The following is a 10,875-nucleotide window of genomic DNA, read 5'->3' as shown; positions in this document are numbered from 1 at the left end:
GTCAAGTTATAGGACAATATTATAACTTCTTACGTCTTGGATTTGAAGGATATAGACAAATACATCAACGTACAAAAGATGTTGCAATGTATTTAAGTAGAGAAATAGAAGCTACTGGTTTATTCAAAATCTATAATGATGGAGAAAATTTACCAATAGTATGTTATAGATTAAAAGATGATGTAAATGTAGAATGGACATTATATGATTTAGCAGATAGATTAGCAATGAAAGGATGGCAAATACCAGCATATCCATTACCAATTAATCTACAAAATACAATAATACAACGTATAGTATGTAGAGCAGACTTAAGTCATGATATGGCTGAATTATTCATAAGAGACTTAAAAATGGCTATAAATGATTTAAATAATGCCAATGTATTAGTTCATGGTAAAAAACAAGAAAATAAAAAATATGGATTTACTCATTAAGAATCACAAAAATTATTTAAAAAGAGTATGACTTCGTCATACTCTTTTTGTAATTACATATTTTTTCTAAGGTAATATCTAAAGTGTCTACTATTTAAAGTGTTAATATTTTGAGGAGAACAAAAGAACCTAGGATTAATGTAAGGGGCAAATTTTTCAAAGGACATTTTAAACTTAGGTACTCCTATATCTTTAGGTGCTATCTCATCTAACTCAAAGTATATAACGATTCCGTCATCTGTTATATAAAAAGCCTGATCTTCTGGAATATATAAATCGTAGTTTTCATAATATAAATCTCTATTTTGACTTATTTTATAATTAACATAGTTAGTAATAAGTGTTATATAATCAACATTTTCTTTAAAAATATCTCTAAGGTAGATAGTTTTTCCATTATTTAAGTCAATATTAAAATTATTAAGTTGGTTATAAAGTAGGCCTTCATTTTCTACAAATCCTTTAAGTGTTAATATTGAGCTTAGTACATAGTTTTTATTAAATGTAACAGCATAGCATGACATAATATTAAACTTTCTATCCATTTCTTCTTCTTCTTTTAAGGTTCCTTCCTTAAAGTCATTGACATTGGCCTTTATAGTACTATTTAATTGGGAAAGTATAGAAGGGTTAACCTTAAAATATGTATTTTTAAAAGCATAAAAAGAAGGATACTGTAAATCGTATGAAAATTTTCCATCTCTCCCAAAGTCTTCATTAAATTTTACATGCAACAAATTATATATACAGTTGTATCCAACTTGAGAATTTCTCATCATAAAATCGCCCCCTATTAAAAATCAATTATTATATAGAATATGCTAGGAAACTAAATAAAATTAATAAAAAATAAAATTATATATACATAAGAATAAGTATATAAAGTATTGAAAATACCGAAAATATTAGTTAAATATATGATATAATACATAGATTAAGAATAAAAATTTTAGGAGGACATAAATGTTATTATTAGCAGATAAATGGAAAGACTATGAACTTATAGATATGGGTAACGGAGAAAAACTAGAACGTTGGGGAGATATAGTTTTAAGAAGACCAGACCCTCAAGTTATGTGGCCAATACCACATGAAAGTGGATTATGGAAAAATCCTCATGGACACTACCACAGAAGTAGTAGAGGTGGAGGACAATGGGAGCATAAAAAAAAGTACCCAGAGAAATGGACTGTTAGCTACAAAGAATTAAAGTTTAATATAAGTCCAACAGGATTTAAGCATACAGGATTATTCCCAGAACAAGCAGCTAACTGGGATTGGTCAATGGATAAAATAAGAAATGCAGGTAGACCAATAAAAGTACTTAACTTATTTGCATATACTGGTGGAGCAACAGTAGCTTGTGCAGCAGCAGGAGCAGAAGTATGCCATGTAGATGCATCTAAAGGTATGGTAACTTGGGCTAAAGAAAATTTACATACATCAGGCTTAGGGGATAGAAAAGTAAGATTTATAGTTGATGATGTTGTTAAATTCGTAGAAAGAGAAATAAGAAGAGGTAATAAATATGATGCTATAATAATGGACCCACCTTCATACGGAAGAGGACCAAAGGGAGAAGTATGGCAAATAGAAGATAAGTTATATGGTTTAGTTGAGTTATGCACAAAAGTATTATCAGATAAACCTTTATTCTTCTTAATAAATTCATATACAACAGGATTATCACCAATAATACTTGAACATATATTAGATGCTACAGTAGCTAAGAAGGCTAAAGGTGGTAAAATATATGGCGGAGAGATAGGTATACCTGCATCTAAAGATGGTAAGGTATTACCATGTGGTATATTTGGAAGATGGGAGTCTAAGTAATGATTAAAGTCATATACGAAGACAATCATTTACTAGTTGTAGAAAAACCTGTAAATATACTATCTCAAGGTGATGATACAAATGATAAAGATATGGTAAATCTTTTAAAGCAGTATGTAAAAGAAAAGTACAACAAGCCAGGAAATGTTTATATAGGATTAGTACATAGATTAGATAGACCAGTTGGTGGAGTTATGGTGTTTGCCAAAACATCAAAAGCTGCATCTAGGTTATCTGATCAAGTAAGAACTAAAACTTTTAAAAAAACATATAGAGCAGTTATACATGGAACAATGAACAATGAAAGTGATACTTTAAAAGATTATCTTTATAAGAATAAAAAAACTAATATGGTTAGTGTAGTAAAAAAAGACCATAAAGAAGCAAAGAATGCTGAATTAAGTTATAAAACTTTAAGTACTAAGGGTAAATTTAGCTTAGTTGAAATAGACTTAAAAACAGGAAGACCTCATCAAATAAGGGTACAATTTTCAAGTAGAAAACATCCTCTATTTGGAGACCAAAGATATGGACAAGATGTAAATAAAGTTGGACAGCAAATAGCTTTATGGTCTCATAAGATAGAAATAGACCATCCTACAACAAAGGAAAGAATGGAGTTTGTTTGTGAACCACCACAAGAACATCCTTGGAATTTATTCGTTAAATAAAAAATATTGTATTTGATAAATTATATGAAATATTTTCATATAAGCTAAAAAAGTGAAGTAATTCAAAATTATTTAATAATCTTGAAGTACTTCACTTTTTAATTTATAAGTTATTATCAAAACTTAATGCTAAAGCACTATTTAGATTTATTAAGTCTATAGAATCTTCTTCAGTATTATATTGCGTAGGATTAACACAAAAACCATTAGTTGTTGCATAAGCTAAAAATGTTAAAGCTAAAGGTATTAAAAATATTGTTGTTAATATTAATGTTATCATTTTATAATTCCTCCTAAAATATTTAATAGTCTATGTTAAATAATTGATATTTTAAAATTTAAATAAGTTGTTCTTTCTATATACATATTATAAGATAAATATACAAAAAAAGCCTTACGTATAGATAACATATTGATTACATTAGTGTAAGATAAAAGATAGGTAATTAGAAAATAAAAAAATGTAAACTATATAGTATAATAATTTAGACAATAAATTAAAATAAAAGGAGATATTATGGATAGATACAAAGGATTTTATATAGATAGACCAATGGGAAATAATATATTCTCTTATGAGGAAAGAAGTAATAAAAGTATATTTGTTCCATCATTAATAGAAGGTACATTAGAAGATGTTACTGTTGGTGAAGAAATAGTGTTTAATGAGATTGATGAAGATAAAGAGATAAAGGCTAAGGGCCTTAAAAATATGGTTTTTTATAAAACGGAAGATAAGGACATTTATATTTTCGATAATCACAACCATGCTCTTTACTTTTGGATAAATAGCTTGAAATCAAATAAGTTTAAAAAAGGTTGTAAACTAGTGCATGTAGACCAACATAAAGATATGAGGGAACCTGAAAATTACAATGTAGATATGAATAGTCTTGATGATGTATTTAGATATACAAATGAAGTACTTAATGTAGGCAACTTTATACAACCAGCATTAAAGCACAATATTTTTTCAGAAGTAATAATAATTGATAGTTCTTATGGATTTGAAATGGATATAGAAGGAGAGTATGTGCTAGATATAGATTTAGACATATTTTCTAAAGATATGGAGTATATTTCTTATGATAAGAGAATATCTAAAATAAAGGAATTAATAAAAGGTGCCAAAGTTATAACTATAGCAAGTAGCCCTTTCTTTATAGACCAAGAGTATGCTATAAAAGTATTAAAAGAATTATTTAATTGTGATATAATAGAAGAGTTAATCTAATAATTATATTATAGAAGGTTTTAGGAGGAAAAACGTATGAGTTTATATACTGAATGGAGAAACTTAAGTGATAACCATGAAAGTCAAGAAGCAGAAGTAAAGTTCTGGGAAGATTATTTAAAGGTAGAAGCTTCAATATACAACGAGTTATTAAACAATAAGCAAGAAGTTGTAGAAGGTGTAGTTAGCGAGTTAGCTGCTAAGTACAATACATCAGTTGAATACTTCATGGGATTCATAGATGGAATAAGTGAAAGTTTAAAAGAAGACATAACATTAGAAACTATAGAAGCAGATAGTACTATAAAATTAGATATAGATTGGGAAAAGTTATACTACAATATGGTAGCTGTAGAAGCTCATTGGTTATATAACTTACCAGGCTGGAATGAAATATTACCAGAAGCTAAGAGAAAAGAATTACAAAAAGCTTACAAGACATCTAAGACAGTTGTTAAAGAAGAAAAGGTTGGAAGAAATGACGCTTGTCCATGTGGAAGTGGAAAGAAATATAAGAAGTGTTGTGGAAAGTAAGGTAAATTTATGTTTATTCTAAGATACATGAACGAAGAGGATGATTTATCAGTAAAGGAATTTACAAACTTAAGTGAAGTAAAAAGCTATATATCTGAAAACAGTCTAGAAAGAACATGGCATCAAATAGAAGAAATAAAAAAAGTAATACCTAACTTAAAAGAAGATTAATATGTAGGTTACTCTGATGATTTTGAATTATTGGAGTAACCTTTTTTAGTTAGTGCTTTAAATATGTTTGCAGAAGATTGTTTATAATTGATATATTTATATGTTCTTTTTTATTTTCGTAACTTTATATCTAGTTAATAATATATATTATTTATTGAGAAACAATAAAATATATTGATTTAACAATAATAATATATTTTAATCAAATGAAGAAAAAATAGATAATAAAGGAGTTAATGATTTTGAAAAAAGAAAAGAATTATTTTAAAAATTTGATTTGTATAATTATTATAGGTATCTTAACACTAGGTATATATATGGGGGTTAAGATAAACAAAGATCTTTTTTTTAGATGAAATGAGAACATCAATTAGAACTGATAAGTATTTTGTAAAAATAGAACAAGATGGTGTGATTGAAAATAACAAAGAAAAAAATCCTTGGATATACAAATATGAGACAACAGCCTATAACAAAAAAGGTAAGTCAATTAAGGTAAGTTTTTATGCAGATAAAAACTTGAAGAAAGGTGCATATATATGTGTACATGTTGGAGGCACTGGAGAGAAAAAAGATATCTATGGGGTTGATAGTTTTGAGGAAGTAAATATTAACGACGTACCTAAATTAGCTAAAGAAGAATTAGATATGAAGTAATATGATTTTCCAAGTACAATAAGTTTGATAATGTAGAAAATTTTAATTCTATAACATAACAAAATGCACATTATTTACTAATGTGCATTTTAAGTATAATAAATTATTAGATATATTATTATAAAATTAATAGTTTTAATACCTAAGTCAATAATAATCTAATGGTACTATATTAGTTGTTTATGTCTGCTAAGTCTTTCGCTATTTGAGCTGCAACTCTTGCATTGTTATAAACTAACTCTATGTTAGAATCTAAACTCTTACCAGCAGTTATTGTCTTAACCTTATCTAATAAGAAAGGAGTAACTTTTTTACCTGCTATATTTTTCTCTTCAGCTTCTTTTAAAGCAGATTCTATAGCATTTGTTATAGTATCATAATCCATTTCGTGTTCTGTAGGTATTGGATTACCTATAACCATACCACCTTTTAAATTTAAGTCCCATTTAGCTTTTAAAGCAGTAGCAACTTCCATAGAAGAATCTACTCTATAGTCAACACCAAATCCACTTCTTCTTGTGTAGAAAGCAGGGAATTCATCTGTACCAAATCCTACTACAGGTACACCGTTAGTTTCTAAGTATTCTAATGTTAAACCTATATCTAATATAGATTTAGCTCCTGCACATATAACAGCAACATTTGTATTAGCTAATTCTTGTAAATCAGCAGATATATCGAAAGTTTTTTCTGCTCCTCTATGAACTCCACCAATTCCACCAGTGGCAAATACTCTAACTCCTGCCAGATCAGCTAATATCATAGTAGTAGCTACTGTAGTAGCACCAGTTAATTTTTTAGATATAATAAAAGGTAAATCTCTTCTACTAGCTTTAACAACATCTTTGCTTGTTCCTAAGAATTCTATTTCTTCTTCAGTAAGGCCAACTTTTAACACACCATCTATGATAGCAATTGTAGCTGGAACTGCTCCATTTTCTCTTATTATTTTACTTACGTTTTTTGCCATTTCTACATTTTTAGGATATGGCATACCATGAGAAATTATAGTAGACTCTAATGCAACTACTGGTTCCCCTGCTTTTATAGCTTTTTTAACTTCTGGATGTACTTGTAAATATTTTTCTAACATAAAATCATCTCCTTAAGTATTTTTTCAACATTGTCTACAGACATATTTGGATTTATTGTATTTTTATGTGATAGCGCTATTATTGATGATGCTACAGAGAATTTAGTTGTATACTCTAGGTCAAAATCATTCATATGACAATACACTAAACTTGCTGTAAATGCATCTCCTGCCCCTGTTGCATTAACTATATCAACCTTTACTCCATCTAATTTAATGAAATTTTCTTTAGCTGCAGAAAATACACCATCTTTTCCAAGTGTAATAAATACTTTATTTACTCCTTGATCTAATAGGATTTTAGAACAAAGTTCTAAGTCTTTTAAATTATTTATTTCTATTCCAGATAAAGCTTCGGCTTCAAGTTTGTTTAGCTTTACAGTGTTGAATCGTCCTATTATATCTTTTATCTTCATACACTTTGCTGTTGAAACAGTATCAACAAATATAGGAATATGAGAATACTTAGAGGTTATATATTCTATAGCCTCTTTAGATAAATTTGTATCTATTACAATTGCTAATGACTCATTAATAAACTGATGTTTTGAGTTTATATATGAAGTATCTATTTTTTCTAAAATGTCCATATGAGATATAGCTACTTGCATATCATTAGAATCATTTAATATTGAAACATATATTGAAGTCGGCATTTCATTGGAAACAAAGCAATCTTCAACATCTATTCCAAGTCCTTTACATTCTGATAGTATCTTATTTCCATATAAATCATTTCCGATGGCAGAAATAAGCTTAGTATCTACCCCTAATCTACACATATTTTCAGCTATATTTCTCCCGACACCACCTAAAGATATATCAACCTTACCTGGATTAGAGTCAAACATAACAAGAGGTGAGTTAGTAGACCCTTGAATATCCATATTAGAACCGCCGATTACAGTTACATAATTACTTTTATTTAATATATAACCTTTTCCCCTGATATAACCTTTTTTCATTAGGTTAGTTATATGTACTGCAGTGGAAGAACGAGTTATAGATAGTCTATCCGCTAGTTCTTGTTGAGAAATCATAGGATTTTCTTTCAAAATATCTAAAATTTCTTTTTCTCTATCAGTCATATTTATCTCCTGAAATAAATATTTGCTTATATCGATAAGCATTTGTTTAATATTATATTAACATTATCTTTCCAATTTTTCAACAATAAAATGTTTTTATTCTTAAGGAACAAAAAAAAGTATCGAACATAATATAGATTAAGATAACAGTTATTAGGGAGGACGAATATGAATATAGGAGATATAGTAGTAAGAAAATCATATGGGAAAGATATAGTATTTAAAATAATAGCTTTTAGCATAGATGAAAATAATGAAAAAGTGGCAATATTAAAAGGGGTAGCATTTAGAATATTAGCTGATGCACCAATAGATGATTTAGAGGCAGTAAGATTACCAAATATAAGAGATGTTTTATTAGATAAAAATGTAGAGTCCTTGATATCTCAATCAATGAGAAAAGCAAAGGAAAGAGAAAAAAAGATGAATAGGGCAGTTCCGAAATTACAAATGAATACAAATGTTTATGGTATGCCAGGAAAGGTCCTTCAAATTGATGGAGATAAAGAATATCTAAAACTATGCTTAGATGTTTATACAGAGTTAGGAATACCGGCAGTCGGAATTGCTATACCAGAGCCTAATCAGTATAAAGAAGTACGAGCACTGTTAGAAAAACATAATCCAGATATACTTGTAATCACTGGTCATGATGCTTTAACTTCTAAAAAAGGTAACACTACAGATTTAAGCAATTATAAAAACTCTATGAATTTTATTAAAACAGTAAAACAAGCTAGAAAGTGGCAACCTAATCTAGATAATTTAGTTATATTTGCTGGAGCATGCCAGTCAAATTATGAACAGTTAATCAAAGCAGGAGCAAATTATGCAAGCTCTCCAGGGAGAATAATGATACATGCTCTAGATCCAGTTTTTGTGGTAGAAAAAATAGCTTGCTCAAGAATAGATACTATAGTACCAATAGAAGAGGTAATAGAGCAAACTGTTACAGGTATGAAGGGTATAGGCGGGTCAGAAACAAAAGGTAAATTTAGATGGGCTATGCCTAAGTCTATAATTTATTAAAAATAATACCAAATTATATTGTATATTTTAAAAAATACTATTGACTTTTTTATCAAAAATATATAAAATAATTAGTTTAAACATTTGACAAAACCTCTTAAATGTGATATTATGTAAACATATAATCGTTTAAGAGAAGGTGATATTATGGCCACTGTTCAAACGCTAGATAATATAAGAACTAGCTTAGAGAGGCACTTAGGTAAAAAGATTTTACTTAAGGCAAATAAGGGAAGAAAACAGATTGTTACTAAGAAGGGGATACTAGAAAATGTTTATCCAAGTGTATTTGTCGTAAAAATATATGACGAAGCAAATGGTTATTCAAGAGTATCTTACAGTTACTCTGATTTATTAACATCTAACGTAAAGTTGAAAGTATTTAAACATCAAGATAAATTAAGTGTAAGTTAAAATTATACCTATCAAAAATAGGTGTAATTTTTTTTTTGTTCCTTAAATATAAATATAGTGTGATAGTTTTATTTAATACAGGGGGGACGAAGATGGAATTAATTAAAGATGTAATTAAAGTAGATAATAGAATAGACTTCGGTAAATTTCAAACGTTTATAGAATCAGAGGTAGTTGTACCAGATAAAAAAGCAGATGTATATGACATTATAAAAACAGAAGGTTACATAGCAATTAAAAAAATAGAGGTGGCAGATGGCAAAATACATTGTAGAGGAAGTTTCAACTATAATGTAATATATATAACAGATGATAAAAATACTGTTTCTAGTGTAGATGGAAGAATCGATATAAATGAAGTTATAGAAAAGGATAATATAGTCCAAGACATGGAATATATGTTATATCCTGAAATTGAACATGTTGATTGTACTATTATGAATGAAAGAAAGATAAAAGTTGGTGCTCTTATGAATGTAAGAGGTAGCTTATTTGACAAAAAGAGATTAGATATAGTTAAAGATGTATCTCAAGTTGAAGGGATACAAAAACATAGAAAAGAGATAAGTTATCAAGACATTATAGGTATAGAGAGAACAGAAAGTGTAATAAGGGATACTATAAATGTTAATACAGAAGAAATACAATCTATAATAAGTTTAAATCCAAATGCTAGGATAAAAGAAACTAGGATAGCAGACAATAAAGTAATAGTTGGTGGGGTACTAGAAGTAAACCCGTTGGCTTGTACATATGATGGTGAACTAGTAGAGTTAGATAGAATCGGTATAGATTTTACACAATTTATAGAGGTTCCTGGAGCTTGTGATGGTATGAAAGAAGAAGTTATGTTATTTATGGGAGATTTTAACCATACATTTAAGCAAAATGGAGATAGTAATACGGGTATACTAGATATAGATTGCACAGTTAGTAGTAAAGTTAAAGTAACAGATGAAACTACGAGAGAGGTATTACAAGATGCGTACTCTCCTCAAAAAATACTAAAATTTGATCATAGAGCTATAGATGTAAATAAAATATTATACAGTGGAACAGAAAATTTTGTTGTAAAAGAAAGCATAAAGAATGATAAAGATGATATACAAATAAAGGATATAGTTAGTGTTTGTCCATCAATATCAATAGAAAATGCTTATATAGAAGATAACAAGAGTGTTATCCAAGGTATAGTAAGAGTAGATATTCTTTATGTTCCAGTGGAAGGGCTAAAAATGGTTTATAGAATAAGTGAAGAAATTCCTTTTGAACATGATATAGAGATAGATAGATTAACAGATACTTGTAAGGTATTTAATACAGTTAGTATAGAAAAAATAGATGTAGACTTAAATAGAGATGAAATAGATATTAATATGAAAATAAAGAGATTTATAGAGGGTATAGATAAGAAATCAGAAAGTTTCATAATAAAAGGTGATGATTTAGGAATTTATGATTTATCTAAGGCTCCAAGTATAATAGTTTATATATGCAAAGAAGGAGATAGTCTTTGGAATATAGCTAAGAAATATAATACTACAGAGGAAGAGATAGCAGAGGTTAATGAGATAAAAGTTGATGAACCATTAAGACCAGGAAAATGTTTAATATTAGAAAAGAAGGTCGTTTTAGCAGATTAAAATATATTGTAAAAAATAAAATAATAGGGGGGACAATCCCCTATTATTTTATTTTTTGTAGTATAATG

General features: G+C 28.2%; 14 protein-coding genes. 10 read left to right on the top strand and 4 right to left on the bottom strand.

From position 1 onward, the window contains the following. A partial coding sequence (locus ABHC41_RS09950) for a pyridoxal-dependent decarboxylase (protein ID WP_243240043.1) occupies window positions 1-437 on the top strand: 437 nt, incomplete at its 5' end. Window positions 438-490: 53 nt separating this feature from the next. Here ABHC41_RS09950 and ABHC41_RS09945 read toward each other — a convergent pair. Further along, window positions 491-1,216 carry a DUF3298 and DUF4163 domain-containing protein gene (locus ABHC41_RS09945; protein WP_092921560.1) on the bottom strand — a complete coding sequence of 242 codons (726 nt, stop codon included), beginning with the start codon at window positions 1,214-1,216 and terminating at the stop codon, window positions 491-493. A 184-nt stretch (window positions 1,217-1,400) separates the two neighbouring features. Here ABHC41_RS09945 and ABHC41_RS09940 point away from each other — a divergent pair, with 184 nt between their 5' ends. Beyond that, the gene (locus ABHC41_RS09940) at window positions 1,401-2,273 is read left to right on the top strand and encodes a class I SAM-dependent methyltransferase (protein ID WP_092921558.1); all 873 of its coding nucleotides are present in this window, start codon (window positions 1,401-1,403) and stop codon (window positions 2,271-2,273) included. Further along, window positions 2,273-2,944: an RluA family pseudouridine synthase gene (locus ABHC41_RS09935; RefSeq protein WP_195581679.1), complete on the top strand. Its 672-nt coding sequence runs from the start codon at window positions 2,273-2,275 to the stop codon at window positions 2,942-2,944. The genes ABHC41_RS09940 and ABHC41_RS09935 overlap by 1 nt, the downstream gene beginning before the upstream one ends. A 103-nt stretch (window positions 2,945-3,047) precedes the next feature. Here ABHC41_RS09935 and ABHC41_RS09930 read toward each other — a convergent pair whose 3' ends face one another. Further along, window positions 3,048-3,224, bottom strand: a complete 177-nt coding sequence (locus tag ABHC41_RS09930) for a hypothetical protein (RefSeq protein WP_271893753.1) — start codon at window positions 3,222-3,224, stop codon at window positions 3,048-3,050. A gap of 237 nt (window positions 3,225-3,461) precedes the next feature. On the opposite strand from ABHC41_RS09930, the gene ABHC41_RS09925 reads away from it, so the two are divergent. From ABHC41_RS09925 to ABHC41_RS09910, 4 genes are all read left to right on the top strand, one after another. Beyond that, a complete protein-coding gene (locus ABHC41_RS09925) occupies window positions 3,462-4,178 on the top strand; it encodes a UPF0489 family protein (RefSeq protein ID WP_271893755.1) in 717 nt (238 codons plus the stop codon). 36 nt (window positions 4,179-4,214) lie between these two features. Next, on the top strand, window positions 4,215-4,712 hold the full coding sequence (locus tag ABHC41_RS09920; protein WP_092921552.1) for an SEC-C metal-binding domain-containing protein: 498 nt from the start codon (window positions 4,215-4,217) through the stop codon (window positions 4,710-4,712). A gap of 9 nt (window positions 4,713-4,721) precedes the next feature. Further along, the gene (locus tag ABHC41_RS09915; RefSeq protein ID WP_092921550.1) at window positions 4,722-4,883 is read left to right on the top strand and encodes a hypothetical protein; all 162 of its coding nucleotides are present in this window, start codon (window positions 4,722-4,724) and stop codon (window positions 4,881-4,883) included. 357 nt (window positions 4,884-5,240) lie between these two features. Next, window positions 5,241-5,540, top strand: coding sequence for a YxeA family protein (locus ABHC41_RS09910; RefSeq protein WP_271893758.1), 300 nt, complete (start codon window positions 5,241-5,243; stop codon window positions 5,538-5,540). Window positions 5,541-5,712: 172 nt separating this feature from the next. Here ABHC41_RS09910 and ABHC41_RS09905 read toward each other — a convergent pair whose 3' ends face one another. Beyond that, on the bottom strand, window positions 5,713-6,633 hold the full coding sequence (locus ABHC41_RS09905) for a pseudouridine-5'-phosphate glycosidase (RefSeq protein WP_271893761.1): 921 nt from the start codon (window positions 6,631-6,633) through the stop codon (window positions 5,713-5,715). Next, entirely contained in the window at window positions 6,627-7,721 is a 1,095-nt protein-coding gene (locus tag ABHC41_RS09900) for a PfkB family carbohydrate kinase (protein ID WP_271893762.1), read from the bottom strand. Before ABHC41_RS09900 ends, ABHC41_RS09905 begins: the two co-directional genes overlap by 7 nt. Window positions 7,722-7,889: 168 nt before the next feature. On the opposite strand from ABHC41_RS09900, the gene yabG reads away from it, so the two are divergent. The 3 genes from yabG (at window position 7,890) to ABHC41_RS09885 (ending at window position 10,807) form a co-directional block, all read left to right on the top strand. Then, the gene (gene yabG / locus ABHC41_RS09895; protein WP_271893763.1) at window positions 7,890-8,750 is read left to right on the top strand and encodes a sporulation peptidase YabG; all 861 of its coding nucleotides are present in this window, start codon (window positions 7,890-7,892) and stop codon (window positions 8,748-8,750) included. Between the two features lie 147 nt (window positions 8,751-8,897). Then, window positions 8,898-9,164 (top strand): Veg family protein, encoded by a 267-nt coding sequence (locus tag ABHC41_RS09890; RefSeq protein ID WP_092921540.1) that lies wholly within the window; start codon window positions 8,898-8,900, stop codon window positions 9,162-9,164. Window positions 9,165-9,256: 92 nt separating this feature from the next. After that, a complete protein-coding gene (locus ABHC41_RS09885; RefSeq protein WP_271893765.1) occupies window positions 9,257-10,807 on the top strand; it encodes an SPOCS domain-containing protein in 1,551 nt (516 codons plus the stop codon). The last annotated feature ends 68 nt before the right edge of the window (window positions 10,808-10,875 follow it).

Source organism: Romboutsia sp. 1001216sp1, assembly GCF_039841805.1.
In the GTDB taxonomy this organism is placed as follows: domain Bacteria; phylum Bacillota; class Clostridia; order Peptostreptococcales; family Peptostreptococcaceae; genus Romboutsia_C; species Romboutsia_C hominis.
This window is presented reverse-complemented; position numbering and strand designations above follow the sequence as displayed.

What these genes read in the sequence shown, in the direction of transcription:
- ABHC41_RS09945 (WP_092921560.1), bottom strand. Translation starts at nt 1,216, where the DNA reads ATGATGAGAAATTCTCAAGTTGGATACAACTGTATATATAATTTGTTG.
- ABHC41_RS09940 (WP_092921558.1), top strand. Translation starts at nt 1,401, where the DNA reads ATGTTATTATTAGCAGATAAATGGAAAGACTATGAACTTATAGATATG.
- ABHC41_RS09935 (WP_195581679.1), top strand. Translation starts at nt 2,273, where the DNA reads ATGATTAAAGTCATATACGAAGACAATCATTTACTAGTTGTAGAAAAA.
- ABHC41_RS09930 (WP_271893753.1), bottom strand. Translation starts at nt 3,224, where the DNA reads ATGATAACATTAATATTAACAACAATATTTTTAATACCTTTAGCTTTA.
- ABHC41_RS09925 (WP_271893755.1), top strand. Translation starts at nt 3,462, where the DNA reads ATGGATAGATACAAAGGATTTTATATAGATAGACCAATGGGAAATAAT.
- ABHC41_RS09920 (WP_092921552.1), top strand. Translation starts at nt 4,215, where the DNA reads ATGAGTTTATATACTGAATGGAGAAACTTAAGTGATAACCATGAAAGT.
- ABHC41_RS09915 (WP_092921550.1), top strand. Translation starts at nt 4,722, where the DNA reads ATGTTTATTCTAAGATACATGAACGAAGAGGATGATTTATCAGTAAAG.
- ABHC41_RS09910 (WP_271893758.1), top strand. Translation starts at nt 5,241, where the DNA reads ATGAGAACATCAATTAGAACTGATAAGTATTTTGTAAAAATAGAACAA.
- ABHC41_RS09905 (WP_271893761.1), bottom strand. Translation starts at nt 6,633, where the DNA reads ATGTTAGAAAAATATTTACAAGTACATCCAGAAGTTAAAAAAGCTATA.
- ABHC41_RS09900 (WP_271893762.1), bottom strand. Translation starts at nt 7,721, where the DNA reads ATGACTGATAGAGAAAAAGAAATTTTAGATATTTTGAAAGAAAATCCT.
- yabG (WP_271893763.1), top strand. Translation starts at nt 7,890, where the DNA reads ATGAATATAGGAGATATAGTAGTAAGAAAATCATATGGGAAAGATATA.
- ABHC41_RS09890 (WP_092921540.1), top strand. Translation starts at nt 8,898, where the DNA reads ATGGCCACTGTTCAAACGCTAGATAATATAAGAACTAGCTTAGAGAGG.
- ABHC41_RS09885 (WP_271893765.1), top strand. Translation starts at nt 9,257, where the DNA reads ATGGAATTAATTAAAGATGTAATTAAAGTAGATAATAGAATAGACTTC.